Source organism: Bacillus sp. WP8, assembly GCF_000800825.1.
GTDB lineage: Bacteria > Bacillota > Bacilli > Bacillales > Bacillaceae > Bacillus > Bacillus safensis.
Map to the genome: position 1 here is coordinate 2,655,961 of NZ_CP010075.1, position 18,343 is coordinate 2,674,303.

Sequence of the window (18,343 nt, forward strand, 5' to 3'; positions counted from 1 at the left end):
GTTCCTTTTTCTCTTTCACGGTTAAGATGCTTAGACAGATTTCACCTCAGCCTGCTCCCCTGTGACGAGTAAAGCCTGTTCATCAGTAAGCGGACATAAATCAAGTGTCTGCTGATGCTTCTCCATGATTAGCTGTGCAGCCTCGCCTAAATAGGCATTGTGCATATGCGGTACTGGATAGCGGCTTATTTCATTGAAACCTTGAAATGATGAAAGCTCCGGCGCCTTCTCCTGCTCATCCATCATGGAGATATATTCAATGCTCGGCGCCATAATGATACTCCCCGCAGACTCTCCGATGTACAGCTTGCCTTTGTTGATTTCTTCTTTCAACACGTCATCGAGACGCTGCTTTCTTAACTCCTGCAATAAATAAAAAGTGTTGCCTCCTGAAACATAGATCACATCATTTTGTTTGATCATCTGTGTGATCTCTTCTACGGATTGTTCATCTACCTGCACAGTCTCAAGCTGCATGCCTAATTTCTGAAAGGCTTCCTTCGCTGCCTCCACATAGTGCGTGACTTCTTCTACAGCACTTGCCGTTGGAAAGAAAGTCACACGCTTACCTTTTAATGATTCACCTGCAAAGTCAGACAAGAGAGAATAACTGTCTTTGAATGAAGAGCATAAGAACATTTTTTTCACTATGAATCCCCTCTTCTCTTTTCCAATTTCTATTTTGCTAATTCATACATAGCTTGTGCATAAAGAGCTGCTGCTCTCAGTAAGTCATCAATTTCAATATATTCATCCTTTTGATGGGCGCAGTCTGGTCTTCCAGGAAATAGAGGTCCGAAGGCAACGCCAGCTTCTAAAGATCTCGCATACGTTCCTCCCCCAATGGCAATAAGGGTTGCAGGATCTCCCGTTTGCTCCTCATATACCCGCTGCAAGGTTTTCACAAGCGGATGATCTTTTGAGACGTGATGCGGAGGGCTGTCTTCGAATTTTAGAAGGGACGCCCCTTTGATGCTTTCAATTCCTTTTTTGACGTCCTTGCCGTCTGCAGTTACTGGATAGCGGACATTTAACCCTAGCTTTGCTTCCTCATTCTGTTTATAGCGGATTGTCCCAACGTTCAATGTCAAATCTCCACTAATATCATCTTTGCAAGCAATTCCAAGCTTTTTCCCTCTTGTATCCTGATCAAATAAAGCGTTGATTTGGGAAGTAAAGGCAAGTCCCTGCTCATCTAATTCATGTCCGCATAAGAAATTCGCCATATGAATGCCCGCATTTGTCCCATGCGCCGGCTCCATAGCATGAACGGATACCCCTTTTAATGTAAAATGCAGTCCATCCGCTGTGCTTTTTACCTCACCAGATAATTGATGATCAGCAAGATAGGCTTCGAAGGCCGTTTTTAATGATTCAGCATCGTGTTCCTGTGCAGCAGTCACAGCAGCAGCTGCCTCATCTGGCACCATATTAAGCCTCATACCCGATGTAAATTGCTTAAGCGTATAGCGCTGATGATTCGCTGTTTTTTGATATGTAAATGACAGGGTGGCATCAATAATTCCTTTTTCCGCATGAATAATCGGAAAATCGGCGTCTGGTGCAAATCCAATTTGCGGCATCGCCTCATGCTTGAAATAATGGTCCACACAACGCCAATCGCTTTCTTCATCTGTTCCAATAATCATTCTGATTTTTTTCGACAGCTGCAGACCAGAATCTTTTAAGATCTTCAGCGCATAGAACGCTGCCATGGTTGGGCCTTTGTCATCAATAGCCCCGCGTGCAAAGATTTTATTTTCTCTGATGTCCGCTGAAAATGGCGGGGTTGTCCAGCCGTCGCCAGCAGGCACCACGTCCACATGGCACAGCACACCTACGATGTCTTCGCCTTCCCCGTATTCAATATGACCTGCATAGCCATCGACATTCTTGACTGTGAAGCCTTCGTCTTCCCCTTTTTTCAGCATATATTTGAGGGCATCATCGACTTTTTCACCAAATGGCTTTCCTTCTTTGCCGCCTTCTTCATCAAGGACACTTTCAATTTGTAAGAAAGATTGTGTGTCCTTGATCAAGTCATCTTTTTTTCGTATTACTTCAGCTTCCCAATTCATTTTTTCCATTCCTCCTTGAAAAAAGGTTGCAATCCACCCTTAAAACGAATATTATATAAATTGTTTTGTAATAATGTTCGTAAATGGAGGATTTTATGTTTCAGTTAAAAGAAAATCAAACCAACATAAAGAAAGAAATCATCGCTGGTATGACGACATTCTTTACCATGGTCTATATTGTTGCCGTCAACCCAGGAATTCTTTCAAAAGCAGGTATTCCTTTTGACCAAGTCTTTACTGCAACAATCATCGCTGCTGTCGTCGGTACGCTCTGGATGGCACTATTTGCAAATTATCCGATTGCCATTGCACCAGGCATGGGGCTGAATGTCTATTTCACCTTTACCGTTGTCGGCGGTGGCGGCATCAGCTATCAAACAGCGTTTAGTGCGGTATTTGTTGCTGGTATACTCTTTATTATTTTATCGTTAACATCCCTTAGAAAACAACTCATTCAAGCCATTCCAGATAATTTAAAGTACGGCATTACAGCAGGAATCGGGCTTTTCATTGCGTTCATCGGCCTCCGTCAGTCTGGAATCATTGCTGCTGATCCAGAAAACCTTGTGAAGCTTGGCAATTTAAGCTCGCCTGTTGTCGTTTTAACGCTTGTCGGCTTAATGATTTCGGTTATTTTAATGGTTCTGCAAATAAATGGTGCACTGTTTATCGGCATGTTAGCGACTACATTGATTGCGCTCGCAACAGGCCAGCTTCATTTCCCTAAAATGCTGATGGACGTCCCTGCACTGCCTGAAGGCATGCTGATTACCAATCCAATCGCTGCCTTTGGTGATGTGTTCTCTCATCATTTATATGCTGTCGTCTTCTCCTTCTTACTGGTGACGATTTTTGATACAACAGGCACTATGATCGGCGTTGCCGAACAAGCCGGATTAATGAAAAACGGCCAGCTGCCAAAAGTGCGCAGAGCCCTGCTCGCTGACTCTGCTGCAACGACGGTTGGTTCTATGTTTGGTACAAGCCCAACCACTGCTTATATTGAGTCATCATCAGGCGTTGCTGCTGGCGGAAGAACTGGGCTGACTTCTTTAACGGTCGCTGCACTGTTTATTGTGGCATTATTTTTTGGCCCGCTCGTTCAAGCGATTTCGTCTTTACCATCCATCACATCACCTGTTTTAATCATTGTTGGCTGCTTGATGATGAACTCGGTGTCACGCATTCGCTGGAACGAACTAGACGAGGCATTCCCTGCTTTTCTTGTCATTCTTTCGATGCCGCTGACTTCTAGTATCTCTACAGGAATTTCACTTGGATTTATTTCATATCCGCTTGTGAAATTGGCGAAAGGGAAATGGAGAGAAGTACATGTGCTTGTTCTCATCTTTGCGGTGTTATTTTTCATTCAGCTCTTTTTCTTAGAAGGATAACAGAAACAGAAAAGGCACATCCTTACATGGAATGTGCCTTTTTTGGCCTTCACTGAATTTTTTATTTTGTAAATTTTCTGAGTTTATTTTTCGAACGTTTGAACGTGGCAGCTTCTATCGTATCCCTTATCATTATTGGGTTGTAACCGGATTCAAATCATGATATATACCATATTTCATTTCATGAAGACAAGTTTAAAAACACGTAAAGTTGACTTTTTGGTGGAACTAGATGCATAATAACGTGTATAATAGAATAAAACATTAAGAAACACGAACATTTACCATTGTTGCATGTCCTTATTTCGCAGTTTTAGTGTAGTAAGTTGTGGTTAGTCAAGTCCATCCGATCTTATTGATAGGGAGTGGTTTTTTGAAACCTTCAACAAACCGTATGATGACTCGAATTAAATCAGTTTATATGTTCATTCAAGAGAAAGGTCTTGTGACGACACAAGAGCTGGTTGATGAATTCGGGATCACACCTAGAACCATTCAAAGAGACTTAAACGTGCTTGCCTATAACGATCTTGTTCATAGTCCAAGCAGAGGCAAATGGGAAACAACGAGAAAAAAAGTAAAAATATCATCTTAAGCGTATAATGAATTGTCCATATAACAAAAAGAACCGGCGATATGCCGGTTCTTTTCTTTTATTCTTACGTTATTCACGATTCATTAATCTGTCTAATTCTTCATCCGTCAATTCACGGTACTCTCCAGGTGCTAGATCTTCATCTAATGAGACAGCCCCCATTGTGAGCCTTTTTAAAAAGATCACTTCATTTCCCACCGCTTGGGCCATCAGCTTCACTTGATGGTACTTCCCTTCAGTAATCGTCAATCGGATGCGTGTATCTTCCTCTTCATTCGCATCTACTTCGACCTTCGCCGGCTTCGTGTGATAATCATCTAAGATAACAACACCCTCTTCAAGACGTTTAATGTCTTGATCACCTAAAGGATATTTCAAATGAACTTCATACGTTTTTGGCACATGCTTTTTTGGAGAAAGTAATTGATGAGCAAGCTGTCCATCATTTGTGAGGAGAAGGAGACCGACCGTATCCTTATCCAGTCTCCCCACAGGAAATGGCTCCCTTGCGATATCCTCCGGCTCGAGTAAATCCACAACCGTTTCATCCCGCAGATCTTCAGTTGCTGAAATCACCCCGTCCGGTTTGTTCATCATTAAGTAAATGAATTCTTTATATTCTACACGCTCTCCGTGTACGAGCACTTCATCATTTGATGGATCAACATGATCTTTCACCTGCTTCGCCACTTCCCCATTCACTGTGACCGCCCGGGCCTTGACAAGCTTTTTCACATCTTTTCTTGAACCAAAGCCGCTGTTAGCAAGTAATTTATCAAGCCTCATGAATATCTACCTCTTCTTAACTCTTTTTTCTTAAAAATTTCGGCATACGGCTGCCAAGTACACGCTCTAGTAATCCCACCTTATAAGATAAGAACATATACACACCGCCGCCAGTGATCATGGAAATCAAAATGACGATACCCGCTTGTACAATTCCGCCTTCATAAGAAATCACTTGGTTCACAAGCTGACTTGTCATAAATGCCACCACACCCATGATCGCTGTTAAAATGCCAATCAGAATAAAACGTTTGAAAATTCTGCGGAACGAATAGCCGGCATGTCGTTTAATCATGATAAACATATACAAGATAGACGCACTGTAGCCTAATGCTGTTGCCAGTACAGAACCATTTCCTTGCAGCCAGCTGATCAGCGGGATGTTTAGAACCGTTTTAATAATGATCCCTAACAAAAGACTAACGATGGCAAATTTTTGTTTGTTAATCCCTTGCAGAATCGCTGCATTAATGGTGAATAAAGAAAACAATAATGCAACAGGTGCATACCAGAACAAAATGGAGATCCCAATCTCAGGGTGAACCGATGGATAGAAGAACCAATAAACCGGTCCAGCCAATGCCGAGATACCAAATGATGCAGGCAGCACGAAAAATAGAACGCCTTGCATCGTTTGGTCAATTTGTCGGTTTAATAATTTATAATTTCGTGATGTAAAAGATTCTGTGATAGTTGGAATTAATGTTAAACCAAATGCCGTCGCTAATGATACTGGAATCATTACAAGCTTAGGTAAATATAAAGTAACTATAGAAAGTACTGCAGTACTTATATCTTTAAAACCAGCATTAATCATTGCTTTATTAATAGTATTAGTATCAATGTAAGAATATAGAGGAATAGCTAATCCAACAAAAACATATGGAGCAGCATAACTAAATAGCTCAATAAATATTTTTTTATATCCAAGGCCTAAATTTGGCCCAGAATTAGGCTGCATCGCAAGTAATTTATCTTTCCGCTTGATCCAATATACATATAACGTGAATAAACCTCCAAAAGAACCAATCAGAGCAGCAAAAGTAGCATATCCTACTGCGATGACAAGCCCCCCGTTAAGCACCTTTAAAATGACATAAGTTGCCGTCAACAAGAAGATAATTCGGACTATCTGTTCAACAACTTGTGAAACTGCTGTTGGACCCATCATTTGATGCCCTTGGAAAAACCCACGTATAAGACCCATAATCGGGACAACTAAGAGAGCCAAACTCACCATTCTAATTACATATGTCACTTGGTCAACCGTTAGTCCACCAGTTTCGGTTGATCCACCGAGCTGTATCTCAGCAAAAATTGGGGCTGATAAATATAAAATACTAAAAGCAATGATACCTGAAACAAGCATGACAGACATGCCGGCTCTAAACATTTTTCGTGTTGTCTCAAAGTCACCAATCGCATTATATTTTGAAACAAATTTAGACACTGCTGCTGGAAAACCCAGAGTAGCAATGCTAATGAAAATCGTAAACTGATTGTATCCATATTGAAATAGCGCACCACCAGTAGCTCCAACCATTGCGCTAAATGGAATTAAATAAATCATACCAAGAATACGAGAGAGATACGTCCCTATCGTTAAAACCAACGTACCACGAAGCAGTTTATTAGACATGCGCTTAACCACCATTTTTCTAATGAATATTCAACTTAACTATTTTACCACATCAATTCAACACACAGGTAACAAATCCAATACTGAAGTCACAAAACCAATCAATTCATATTTCAGCCTTCCCTAATCTTCGTTATAATAGAAAAATGACTGAAAGTAGAAAGAGGAATGTAACATGAAACATTATGATGTCATTGTCATTGGCGGCGGACCTTCTGGACTGATGGCCGCGATTGCATCAGCAGAGCATGGCGCTACTGTTCTGTTAATTGACAAAGGAAACAAACTTGGCAGAAAGCTGGCCATTTCTGGCGGCGGACGGTGTAACGTCACCAATCGCCTTCCAGTAGAAGAAATCATCAAGCATATTCCCGGAAACGGCCGTTTTCTATATAGTGCATTTTCTGAGTTCAACAACGAGGATATTATTTCATTTTTTGAAAACCTTGGCATTGAACTAAAAGAAGAAGACCATGGACGTATGTTCCCTGTATCAAACAAAGCACAATCTGTTGTGGATGCCCTTCTAGACAGGCTCCGCGCCCTCAATGTCACCATTCGAACGAACGAAAAGATTAAAACGGTTCTGTATCAAGACGGACAAGCAGCTGGAATTGTTACAAATAATGATGAAAAAATTTCAAGTAAGGCTGTCGTCATTGCTGTCGGCGGAAAAAGTGTGCCGCATACCGGCTCTACTGGTGACGGCTATGCATGGGCAGAAGCAGCCGGTCATACCATTACAGAGCTTTTCCCAACAGAGGTACCGGTCACATCAGATGAACGATTTATTAAAGAAAAAGTGCTTCAAGGTCTTTCTTTAAGAAGTGTGGCTGTCAGTGTTTTAAATAAAAAAGGGAAACCCGTCGTCACACATGTCATGGATATGATCTTTACTCACTTTGGTTTATCGGGTCCAGCTGTTCTTAGATGCAGCGGATTTGTTGTGAAAGAATTGAAAAAGCAGCCGGCAGTCCGCCTGCAAATTGACTTATATCCGAAGCTGAATGACGAGGAGCTGTTCCAAAAGCTTCATCGTGACCTAAAAGATGAACCGAAGAAAGCCATTAAAAATGTCCTCAAGTCTTGGATGCAAGAACGCTATTTATTGTTTTTATTAGAACGGAACGGTATTGATCCACAAGACACATTCTCTGGTCTAGCCAAGGATAAACTGCGTGCATTTGCCCATGATTGCAAACATTTTATTGTGCATGCAAATGGTACCCTATCCTTGGACAAAGCGTTTGTGACAGGAGGCGGCGTTTCTGTGAAGGAAATTGAACCGAAGAAAATGGCGTCTAAAAAAATGCCCTGTCTTTATTTCTGCGGAGAAATTCTAGACATCCATGGCTATACAGGCGGCTACAATATCACGTCAGCACTTGTGACAGGCAGGCTTGCCGGCATGAATGCTGCACTAGAAGCAAAGGAGAGAGTTCAATGATCAGACGTGCACTACCGATTGTTCTTGCGGTCGTTATTAGTTTGACAGCCGCTGTTTTCTTGAAGCTGTCGATTACCCCGTTAAAAGTCGCCATTGTTTTGGCGTTTACCATTTTCGCTGTATGTTTAAAAGAATATGTCTACCGTCTTCGCAAACGAATTGAGGAAAAATCGTCTTCCCATATCGATAGTTGATAAATGGAAGCAAAACATGTTACGGTAAAGTAGAGGTCGAGTGAGAAGCTCGCCTCTTTTTGTTTGAAATAAGTTGAGTTAGGGGATATTAAGCTAAGTCCTCTGCTTAAACGTGTAGAACAACAGGAGAGTGAGATGGTGTGAAAAACGTATCAAGTGTATTTTGGATTGTGATTGCGATCACATTTGTTGCCGTGATGTGGGGAGCGTTTTCTCCAGACACATTGCAAAATGTCACAGATCAAATTCAAACATACATTACAAATGACTTTGGCTGGTATTACTTGTTAGTGGTATCACTGCTTGTCGGCTTTTGTCTATTCTTTATCTTTAGCCCAATCGGTAAGATTACGCTAGGAAAACCGGGGGAAGAGCCTGAATTCGGTCTATTTTCTTGGTTTGCTATGCTATTTAGTGCCGGTATGGGAATTGGTCTTGTTTTTTACGGAGCAGCTGAACCGATCAGCCACTATGCTATTCAGTCACCAACAGGGGAGACTGAAACTGCACAGGCCTTCCGCGATTCCCTTCGCTATACATTTTTCCACTGGGGGCTTCATGCATGGGCGATTTATGCCATTGTTGCACTTTGCATTGCTTACTTTAAATTTAGAAAAGATGCACCTGGCTTAATCAGTGCAACGCTTCAGCCTGTTTTAGGAAATAAAACGAATGGATGGATCGGAAAAACCATCGATTGTATTGCGGTATTTGCAACTGTGGTTGGTGTTGCGACAAGCCTAGGATTAGGTGCAGCACAAATAAACGGTGGGTTGAATTATCTTTTTCATATTCCAATTGCCTTTAGCACACAATTGATCATTATTATCATTGTGACGGTGCTTTTCCTTGCATCTGCTTTGAGCGGAATTGGAAAAGGCATTAAATACTTAAGTAATATCAACATGGTATTAGCAGCTGTTCTGATGTTTTTCTTACTTTTGGTAGGTCCAACTGTTTTTATCTTAAATTCATTTACTGACTCGATTGGACAATACTTATCCAATATCGTTCAAATGAGCTTCCGTCTATCTCCTAATGATCCTGAAAAGAGAGAATGGATTAATGGATGGACGATCTTTTATTGGGCATGGTGGATTTCTTGGGCACCATTTGTCGGGATCTTTATCGCTAGAGTGTCACGCGGGCGAACGATTCGCGAATTTTTAGTGGGTGTCTTAGTCGCTCCTTCTATCCTAGTATTCCTATGGTTCTCGATTTTCGGTGTATCTGCAATGGACTTACAGCAAAAGAATATTGTAGATGTAGCAGGTCTATCAACTGAAACGATGCTCTTCGGTGTGCTTAATGAATATCCGCTGGCGATGATTACATCGATACTAGCACTCATATTAATCGCCGTATTCTTTATTACATCGGCTGATTCAGCTACATTTGTGCTTGGAATGCAGACAACCTACGGGTCATTGAATCCTTCTGGCAGTGTCAAAGTCAGCTGGGGCATTATCCAATCTGCTGTTGCTGCTGTGCTTTTATTTTCAGGGGGACTTGAAGCCTTGCAAAATACAGCCAAGCTCGCAGCCTTGCCGTTCTCCGTTGTCATCATATTGATGATTGTCTCGCTGTATAAATCACTAAATGATGAACGAAGAATCATCAAACAAGCCAATCAAGTCAATAAACCAAGAAGTCCAAGAGTAAAAAAAGCATAATCGCAAGCGAGAAAAAGCCGTTCCTTATCCGAACGGCTTTTTTCTATATAAACAATTTAAGATTGTCTCGAGCTTGAGGATTCCTTTAAAATAGTGTTGAATCATCACTTTCTACATAATGGAGGTTTATATGACGTTACCTACGTTCAAGTACAACCCAGATCCAGTTTTGTTAAACGTGATTAAAAAAGAGCATACGACATGTCCTGTTTGTGAGAAAGAAAGAGATTATGTGTACCATGGCCCTTTTTATGCTGTTGAAGATGTGGAGGGAATTTGTCCTTGGTGCATTAAAGATGGATCAGCGGCTAAAAAATACAATGGAACCTTTCAAGACGATGCGAGCTGTGATGACGTCGATCAAGAGGAATATATCGATGAGCTGATCTTCAGAACGCCAGGCTATCGCGGATGGCAGCAGGAATATTGGTTAAGTCATTGCGGAGATTTTTGCGCAATCGTCCAGTATGTCGGCTGGAAAGAGATTGAACATCTAGAGGAAGAACTCGCCGAGGATATCGAAGACATTTGCAGCGGCGAAGGATTAACGAAAGAGAACCTAAAGCAATGGCTCGTCAACGGAGGAGACTTACAGGGCTACCTCTTCCAATGTGTTCACTGCAACAAGCACCGTTTATATATTGACGCCAGCTAACCAAAGAAAAAGGACCCTTCAAGCAGGTCCTTTTTTTGAAACCGTCTATTTTTTATATAAAATGAGTGCAGAAAAACAGTAGAGCTGTTCCCCTCCCTGCTCACAGATCACCGCTACATTGTACTTGATGTCAATGATTTGGTCGTCATCCATTCCTTTTAAAAAATGATTGATTTCACTCTGCAAATCTTTCTCATGCTCTTCATCAAATACAGCTACCTTTAGCACCTATGCCACTCTCCCTTCTCTCGCTACTCTATCTTTATGCACATAGAGAGAGGCATATGAACAAAAAAACCTTTCATCCTATCGATGAAAGGCCTTCTGTTTACAGCTTCGGTTTTGTTTCTCCTGTCCAAGCAAGCATCCCACCAACAACATTGGTCGCTTGGTAGCCTTGATCTTCTAGGTAATAGCAGACATTTTCACTACGTTTACCAGAGCGGCAAATAATATAATATTCCTGCGTTTGATCGAATGCATCCAGCTTCTCAGGGATATCTCCCATTCGAATGTGGATCGCTTCCGGGATCATCCCTTCTGCTACCTCTTCATCCTCACGTACATCGACAAGCTGAATGGCGTCATCCTGCTCAAGCTTTTGTTTTAATTCTTCTATTGAAATTTCTTTCACTGACACGAGTCTCATCTCTCCTTTTCATCACGGTGACACCATTATAGCAGATGGTTCACTTCACTGCGTATTCACCCGCTTCGATTGAAGGAAAGAAGGCAGCAGCTTCTTCACTTCGGCTGTCTCGTGCTCACTTTCAAACTCTACCTTTTTAAAGACTTGATAGGCCAGCCACATATGACCGTAGGCAAGTATGCTCACACTAAAAAATGGCACGATTCCCGGTAAATAAGCAAACAGAACAAACAGCACAGCCGAGAAAACAAGCATAGAGAGTGTATATTGCAAATATGACACACCCAGCAGAAGAGAGAATTTCAGATAGAGACGTTTTTTCCAATCATAATGAGCAAGCAGCGGAAAAATATAAAATAAGCTCACAATAAACAGAAAACCAAAAATATATATAGCAAAGCGAAGCACATGTAGGGACCAGCTCGTCGGATAAATATAAGCAAGGTCGACATAAATAATCGTTCCAATGATGAACAGCACCACTCCAATCATGTTAGAGCGGACAAACTCCTCCCGGTATACCTTCCAAAAAGTGCGGAATACATTGACCTGCTCATGCCCTTGAATCCACTTTCTCATCACGGAAAATAACGCAGTGGTCGCAGGCATCAAGCCAAAGATCCCAAGCCCTAGGATAGTGAACAAAAGCCATAACAAATTCGTATAGGCGAGTCTCATCACCCACTCACACATCCTCAGCATTCTGCTCATTGAACCATCATGATCCATCTCTTTCCCCTCCTCTCTTTACACCTTCTCTTTATGAAACAATTCATCAATTTCAATTGGGCGTTTTTCTGCGGCAGATCGCCACATGCCTTCCCCAAGAGCAATCGAATAAGCACCAGCCTCTGCACCTGCTAAAATGTCATAGTGAATCAAGGGATCTTTTCCTATAAATAAATCAGCCAAAAGCAGAGGATCTCCTCCTCCATGTCCACCTGGTTGCTTGACGACTTCAATTGTCTCCTTTGATCCAAACATCGGGTAATAAGAAATTGTTTGTTCTGGGAATTGAAAAGGAATTCTTGATGGCACATGAAACTCATTCGTTTCAATACGTCCCTTCGTCCCATTAATAGCCAGACGATAGCCTTCATATGGGGCGGAGAATTGAATTGAATAGCTGAGCAGAGCCCCTTGATCATAAGCGACTGACGCCACATATGTATCCTCAATATCAATTTCCTGATCAAAAATACACGCATCTGGGCGATAATTTGAGTACTGCTGCGTTTGCTCCTGACCGGATTCAATATGGTCGTCCTCCACCTTCGAGCGCTCAACCCGCGGATTCCACCTTGCTTCATAATGACAAATATCCTTCACATGACATGTTCCGCAAAATCTATTTTCCTCCCCGTGCAAGGGATTCCAAGGGCTTTCGCTGCCGTAATAGTTCAGCGCCCCGTAGGCAAATACTTGCTTCGGCTTTTGATCAATCCACCAGTTGACCAGATCAAAATGATGCGTCGACTTATGAATAGACAGTCCGCCAGAGAATTGACGTGTACGGTTCCACCTTTTGAAATAACTAGCACCATGATACGTATCAATCAGCCAGCTCAGTTCAACGGATGTGACCCTTCCAATTTTCCCGTCTAGAATCAGTTCTTTTATCTTTCGATGGAAGGGATTGTAGCGATAATTAAAGGTGACCGTGACCTTTCCTTTACTTTCCGCCTCTTTTTCCATCACTTTTTTGGCGTCTTTTGCTGTTGTCACCATCGGCTTTTCGGTGATGACATCTAGATCATGGTCAAGTGCCTGCATGATATACGTGACATGTGTATCATCCCTGCCTGCCACAATGACGATATCTGGTTTTGCTTTCTTGACCATCTGATCAAATGCATCTTCATGAAAAAACGAAACGCCCCGGAGTGATGGAAAACGCTCCTGACAAAGTGTATACCGCTGATGATCTATATCTAGGAGCCCTGTAATCTTATACTGCTCATTGAAATCCTCTGTAAGCGGTCGAATAAACATATTGAACGCACGATGACTCAGCCCGCAAATCACGACCCGTTTCACATTCCTCACCCCATTTTCTATTGGTTTTCACGAAGCTGTTTCATGAGAGACAGCGCCTCTTTCGTCTTGTCAGCATACACGGGAATAAAAGCGACCATATCTCGATGTAATTGAAAGGTATAACCGTTGAGTTTTTTCTTTCCTTTATTGATTTGTACCGCATAATCGACCGTTTTCCCTGTCTTTTTGTCCTCGACCGTATATGGTCCTTCTGCTTGATCGCCTATTTCCATCTCTTCCAGCAGCTGAAAGCTTTCAGGATCATCATACGTTCTAAACATTTCTTCTGGGACAAGCATCACGTCCCCCTCTTTTGAGGTAATTTCAACAAGAAGCTTTTCAGGAACCGCCGGAAAGATGTGGACGCTATAAGTCTCTTGTTCCGGCTGAAAAGCCTTCTCCACTAATTGATCCTTCATTCCCTTTGACATATCAGAAAAAATCAGGACATTGATACCGTTTGTTTTCCCCTGACAGGCAGATAAACAAAAGGCAGCGATGAAACTGATGAGCCATACGGCGGCTCTTTTTTGCCTTCTCATGCCTTTTGAAAAACAGACAGCTTTTCTAGCTCAGTTAACGCCATAATAAAAGCGCCTGCCCCGTGCAAGTCATTTGTGCTCCGCTCTCTTCCAACGTAATAATCATAAAATCCCGCAGATGTTCCAATACAGATATCGTTGATAGTAAAATCACCATTTTCTTTCTCAGCCGTCTTATGCTGAATCAAGCCTTGATATGCTTTGACCACATGATCAACATAACGGAGACCTACATACCCTTCATTCATGGCCTTTGCCATGGCGTACATGAATAAACACGATCCCGAGCTTTCAAGCCAATTGTCACTGTGATTTCCTTTATCAATGATTTGATGCCAGAGACCTGTCGTTTGATCCTGGTACTTTGCCACACTTTCCAGCATGTCTGTCAGTGTTTCCTTCCACACTTTCCGCATTTCATGCTGCTCGGGCAGGTCCTCGATCATATCCGCTAATGCAAGGACATACCAGCCAAACGATCTCGCCCAAAACTCTGGGGAACAGCCGGTCTTTTGATCAGCCCATGGCATCGTTTTTCGTTCATCCCACGCGTGATAATATAGACCTGTTTGTTCATCTTTCGTATGCTTTCTCATGAGATGCTCTTGATGGATGACCATATCCGCAAGTGACTCTTCACCTTTAAGCTGAGCATACTTTAAGGCAAAAGGACCGCCCATGTAGAGACCATCGAGCCACATTTGATAAGCATAATTATCTTTATGCCAAAATCCGCCCTCAGACGTGCGGTTTAGCGTACGATAAAGTCCGCGCAGCTTCTCCGCTGCGAGCACATACCGCTTTTCTCTCGTTCGTTCGTAAAGAGGGAATAAAATGAGCCCTGCTTGTATGGCATCAAGCTCATCCCTGCGAAATAATAGATTTCCGTACTCATCAATAAGTGAGTCCGCATAGTTTTTCACATAATCGAAATAAGCCTCGTTCCCTGTTGCCTCATATAGCTTCATAACGCCGCAAAGGAAAACCCCTTGATGATAATGCCACCTTCCAGCTGGCGGCAGCTCAATCGGTGTATACGCTTTCATAATGGTTTGTGCTAATTTCTCTGCATGCTCAAGCGGTGATCCCTTTTCAATCGATAATGTCATTCTTCCTCATCTCCCTTTTTAATAAATACCTTCTTCCCCGAATTTCTTCGCTAAACGGTTTGCCAGCATGACCAAAATAAGTCCAACGGCTGCTTTAAATAAACCAACAGCGGTACTATAGCTGAATTGTCCTTGCTTAAGACCTGCTGTATAAACGTACGTATCAAAAATCTCCGCTACTTCCCGGTTCGTTGCGTTCAGTAATAGATAGACATGCTCAAAGCCAAGCTCAAGCGTATCACCAATTTTCAAAATAAGCAGAACGACAATGACACTTTTGATGGCAGGAAGTGTGATGTGCCACATTTGTCTCAATCTCCCCGCACCATCCATTTTTGCTGCTTCATATAGCTGCGGATCTACCGCTGTAATCGCCGCAAGGTAAATGATCGTCGACCAGCCTGCTTCCCGCCAAATCACCTGTAAAATGTACATTGGTCTAAACCATTCCTGACTAAGAAGGAAGTTAATCTTTTCCCCTCCAAAGAAAGCAATCAATTCATTAATTAACCCGCCATCTACTGTTAACAAAACAAAAGATAAGGACACAACAATGACCCATGACATGAAGTGAGGGATATAAATCATCGTCTGTACAAACTTCTTAAACAATGCCAATCTCACTTCGTTTAAAAGAAGAGCTAATAAGATCGGAATTGGAAAGAAAATCACAACATTCATGGCAAATAAAATCAGCGTATTTTTTAATAAGATGAAAAATGTTGGTTCTGTAAACAAGCGAATAAAGTGTTTGAAGCCTACCCACTCACTGCCAAGAATACCGAGAAACGGCTGGTAATCTTGAAAGGCAATGATGAGCCCCCACATGGGCACATATTTAAAAACAAGAAAATAAATGAGCCCCGGCAAAATCATTAAATACAAAAACTTTTGACTAAGCAGTTGATTAAGTAAGCGCTTTCTTTTTTCAATTTTCAAAGCTGCCGCAGGCACACCCTTGGCAGTGACATCCTCTGTTTTCATTGATAAAGCCTCCCCTCATGCTGATGCATGTGTTAACTGTATCTTAAGGATGAAAAATCCGTCTACAATCATATCAACAGATCATATTTTCATAGGTGATGCTACTCAAAACGTTACATAAAACATAAGAAAATGATCCTAATCTCAGAAAATGATTATTGACAAACCTACCAGATTTTTGGATTAATAAATTAAGGGGAAAAGATTGTTTCGTTTGAAATGGGGGGTTTTATGAAAAGAAGGCAGTATAAATTTTATTACAAGCTTGTGACGTTTTTTTTCATACTTAGTACGATTCCTGTTATCATTGTCGGTATTTTTTCTTATCAGCATTCGCAAAAAACAGCACTTGAAAATATCTCAAATGAAAAGCTCGACAGCGTCAAACAAACGCAATCCAATATTGAGCATATTTTAAAAACGGTTGATCATTCTCTCACTCACTATGTCAGTTCGCCACCTCTCCTTCAAACACTGGCAGAATCTTTAAATCCAGACCAATTCCAGCTTTATAATCAAGTACAGCAGGAACTGAACTACCTGCAAACCTTTGACACCGACCTTTCCAATATTACACTCGTCAGTAAAATGGAAGACTGGTACATGAACAATTCGGGGCTTTATCATGTCACAAGCGAAGACCAAGAAAAAGCGCTGACCTCTTACCTCAATATACCAAGTCACTCCAGCTGGGCACTTGAAGAGAATAATCCACTTGTTGCGACTAAAGAAGGTAAAGCATCCTTTTGCAAGTACAATGTGAATTTAATCAAACAACTGCCTATGAACAGCGTTCAAAAAAAGGGAATCGCTGTCGCCAGCATTCCAAGCTGCGTGATTGCTGATAACATGCCTGACTTCTCTCAATCAGATAGCATGTTTGTCATCGACACAAACGGAAAAGTGCTGCTACATAATCGCAAAGAACAAATTGGTGAATCGCTGAAACATCAAGATTTCGTCAAGCATGTGCTCTCACTTGAAAAACGATCAGGACAATTTGATATGAAGATCGACGAACTCAACTATCAAATCACATTTCAAAAATCAGATTATAATGAATGGACGTACCTATCCTTTGTTTCTATTCCAGAACTTAAGCAGCAAACGAAATCAATCGGGTGGATTACCTTTATTATCTGCACTATTTTGTTAGCGCTTTCATTATTATTTTCATGGTTTGGTTCCAGACACTTTTATAAACCCATCCGCTTATTATACGAGTCATTTGCACGCAATGAATCATTTTTGCAAAAACAGCCTTTTCAAAATGAATTTGAGTTAATTGAATCGAGTATTAAACAAATGAAAGATCAAAACAATGATTTAGAGGAACGGATTGAGCAGCAAGTGACACACTTACAGCAATATTTTATGGTACGGCTGCTGCTTGGAAAGCTGACAGATGAAGAAGTAAACAACCGGTTCCAAAGCTTAGGCTTTCCTCAGGGCTGGTCTCAATTGTCCATGCTCGTGACCCAAATCGATACGTTAAAAGGAACTCCTTATGAAAAAAAAGATGCTGATTTGCTTTTATTTGCGATCAATGGACTGATCGAGCAGATTATTCCGCAAGAGGAGCACCTTCAGCCAACCGTTGTCAATGAACATCAAACAACGATTATCCTTAACCACTCAAAGTCAGACGAAGAGTTTACTGAATATTTAAACCAATTAGCAGAAACCATTCAGCAGCGTATCGAAGAAGAGCTTGGTTTATCGATCAGCATTGGGATCAGCCGCCAGTTTAAGGAGCTTACGATGGCAAAACACGCTTACATTGAAGGAAAAGAAGCCTTAAAATACAGACTCAAAGCAGAGAAAAAATCCATTATCTTATATGAGCATATCCAGCAAGGAAAGGCGTTCAAAACCCATTTTCCAAAACAGCTGCAGCATGATTTATTTGATGCGGTGAAAGCTGGCGATCAAGGCAAGGCGGATCACTATTTACATGTGCTCTTGCAATCCATTTTCTCTAAAAATGCAGGACCGCACGAATACCAGATCGCCCTCGCTCGTTTTTTAAACAATTTAATTGAGCTGATGCATTTGCTAGGTATTGAATTATTTGAGATCGAAGACAACAAAATGCTCTATGATACGATTTTTGAATTTAAAACCTTTGAAGATACAGAAGCATGGCTGAAACATGAGATCATCCGGCCAATTATTGACCAGCTTGCTGCACGTGAAGACTCACAATACAAAAACATCTCAGAAAAAATCATTCATATTATTCATCAAGAATTCGACTCAGATCTCACCTTGGATGAAATCGCCACACGCCTGCATTACAATCCTAATTATTTAAGCAGTATTTTCAGAAAGGAAATGGATATCTCCTTTAGTGAATATCTCTCTTCCTACAGACACCATGTCGCTAAAAACTGGCTTGTAGAAACCGATATGTCCGTCAAAGAAATTTCGGAAAAACTGAAATATAAAAACCCGCAAAATTTCATCCGATCCTTTAAAAAGCTGGAAGGCACAACTCCTGGTAAATACCGCGACCAGAAAAAAGGCACGTAACACAAAGAGTCCCGCTCTCACACGAAAGC

Annotated in this window: 18 protein-coding genes; 7 read left to right on the forward strand and 11 right to left on the reverse strand. The window is 41.5% G+C overall.

The window, feature by feature from the left end; all coding sequences use genetic code 11:
• Positions 1-30 precede the first annotated feature (30 nt).
• Together QR42_RS13335 and pepV are read right to left on the reverse strand one after the other, a co-directional pair.
• Complete coding sequence (locus QR42_RS13335) at positions 31-648, reverse strand: Type 1 glutamine amidotransferase-like domain-containing protein (protein WP_039180732.1); 618 nt, start codon at positions 646-648, stop codon at positions 31-33.
• Between the two features lie 29 nt (positions 649-677).
• Positions 678-2,078, reverse strand: coding sequence for a dipeptidase PepV (pepV, locus tag QR42_RS13340; protein WP_039180735.1), 1,401 nt, complete (start codon positions 2,076-2,078; stop codon positions 678-680).
• 95 nt (positions 2,079-2,173) lie between these two features.
• Here pepV and QR42_RS13345 point away from each other — a divergent pair, with 95 nt between their 5' ends.
• Together QR42_RS13345 and QR42_RS13350 are read left to right on the forward strand one after the other, a co-directional pair.
• Positions 2,174-3,472 (forward strand): NCS2 family permease, encoded by a 1,299-nt coding sequence (locus tag QR42_RS13345; protein ID WP_039180738.1) that lies wholly within the window; start codon positions 2,174-2,176, stop codon positions 3,470-3,472.
• 373 nt (positions 3,473-3,845) lie between these two features.
• Entirely contained in the window at positions 3,846-4,067 is a 222-nt protein-coding gene (locus tag QR42_RS13350) for a DeoR family transcriptional regulator (protein ID WP_008356419.1), read from the forward strand.
• A 69-nt stretch (positions 4,068-4,136) separates the two neighbouring features.
• On the opposite strand, the gene QR42_RS13355 is transcribed toward QR42_RS13350, so the two are convergent.
• Together QR42_RS13355 and QR42_RS13360 are read right to left on the reverse strand one after the other, a co-directional pair.
• Entirely contained in the window at positions 4,137-4,853 is a 717-nt protein-coding gene (locus QR42_RS13355) for a pseudouridine synthase (RefSeq protein ID WP_039180741.1), read from the reverse strand.
• Positions 4,854-4,869: 16 nt separating this feature from the next.
• Positions 4,870-6,492 carry a putative polysaccharide biosynthesis protein gene (locus tag QR42_RS13360; protein ID WP_039180744.1) on the reverse strand — a complete coding sequence of 541 codons (1,623 nt, stop codon included), beginning with the start codon at positions 6,490-6,492 and terminating at the stop codon, positions 4,870-4,872.
• A 175-nt stretch (positions 6,493-6,667) separates the two neighbouring features.
• Between QR42_RS13360 and QR42_RS13365 the strand changes: the two genes are divergently transcribed.
• From QR42_RS13365 to QR42_RS13380, 4 genes are all read left to right on the forward strand, one after another.
• Positions 6,668-7,939, forward strand: coding sequence for a BaiN/RdsA family NAD(P)/FAD-dependent oxidoreductase (locus QR42_RS13365; protein WP_039180746.1), 1,272 nt, complete (start codon positions 6,668-6,670; stop codon positions 7,937-7,939).
• Positions 7,936-8,133: a hypothetical protein gene (locus QR42_RS13370; protein WP_024424878.1), complete on the forward strand. Its 198-nt coding sequence runs from the start codon at positions 7,936-7,938 to the stop codon at positions 8,131-8,133. Before QR42_RS13365 ends, QR42_RS13370 begins: the two co-directional genes overlap by 4 nt.
• A 140-nt stretch (positions 8,134-8,273) precedes the next feature.
• A complete protein-coding gene (gene opuD / locus QR42_RS13375) occupies positions 8,274-9,806 on the forward strand; it encodes a glycine betaine transporter OpuD (RefSeq protein ID WP_039180749.1) in 1,533 nt (510 codons plus the stop codon).
• Positions 9,807-9,936: 130 nt separating this feature from the next.
• Positions 9,937-10,461 carry a CbrC family protein gene (locus QR42_RS13380; protein ID WP_039180751.1) on the forward strand — a complete coding sequence of 175 codons (525 nt, stop codon included), beginning with the start codon at positions 9,937-9,939 and terminating at the stop codon, positions 10,459-10,461.
• Between the two features lie 45 nt (positions 10,462-10,506).
• Here QR42_RS13380 and QR42_RS13385 read toward each other — a convergent pair whose 3' ends face one another.
• The 7 genes from QR42_RS13385 to QR42_RS13415 all read right to left on the reverse strand — a co-directional run bounded on the left by QR42_RS13385 (position 10,507) and on the right by QR42_RS13415 (position 15,782).
• Entirely contained in the window at positions 10,507-10,689 is a 183-nt protein-coding gene (locus QR42_RS13385) for a sporulation protein Cse60 (protein WP_024424881.1), read from the reverse strand.
• Between the two features lie 100 nt (positions 10,690-10,789).
• On the reverse strand, positions 10,790-11,101 hold the full coding sequence (locus QR42_RS13390) for a rhodanese-like domain-containing protein (RefSeq protein WP_039180754.1): 312 nt from the start codon (positions 11,099-11,101) through the stop codon (positions 10,790-10,792).
• Between the two features lie 54 nt (positions 11,102-11,155).
• The gene (locus QR42_RS13395) at positions 11,156-11,839 is read right to left on the reverse strand and encodes a YesL family protein (RefSeq protein ID WP_039180757.1); all 684 of its coding nucleotides are present in this window, start codon (positions 11,837-11,839) and stop codon (positions 11,156-11,158) included.
• 18 nt (positions 11,840-11,857) lie between these two features.
• Positions 11,858-13,147, reverse strand: coding sequence for a Gfo/Idh/MocA family protein (locus tag QR42_RS13400; protein WP_039180762.1), 1,290 nt, complete (start codon positions 13,145-13,147; stop codon positions 11,858-11,860).
• Positions 13,148-13,164: 17 nt separating this feature from the next.
• Positions 13,165-13,689 (reverse strand): hypothetical protein, encoded by a 525-nt coding sequence (locus QR42_RS13405; RefSeq protein ID WP_039180765.1) that lies wholly within the window; start codon positions 13,687-13,689, stop codon positions 13,165-13,167.
• Positions 13,686-14,798 (reverse strand): glycoside hydrolase family 88/105 protein, encoded by a 1,113-nt coding sequence (locus tag QR42_RS13410; RefSeq protein WP_039180768.1) that lies wholly within the window; start codon positions 14,796-14,798, stop codon positions 13,686-13,688. Before QR42_RS13410 ends, QR42_RS13405 begins: the two co-directional genes overlap by 4 nt.
• 18 nt (positions 14,799-14,816) lie before the next feature.
• On the reverse strand, positions 14,817-15,782 hold the full coding sequence (locus tag QR42_RS13415) for an ABC transporter permease (RefSeq protein WP_039180771.1): 966 nt from the start codon (positions 15,780-15,782) through the stop codon (positions 14,817-14,819).
• 231 nt (positions 15,783-16,013) lie between these two features.
• On the opposite strand from QR42_RS13415, the gene QR42_RS13420 reads away from it, so the two are divergent.
• Positions 16,014-18,314, forward strand: coding sequence for a helix-turn-helix domain-containing protein (locus QR42_RS13420; protein WP_039180774.1), 2,301 nt, complete (start codon positions 16,014-16,016; stop codon positions 18,312-18,314).
• The last annotated feature ends 29 nt before the right edge of the window (positions 18,315-18,343 follow it).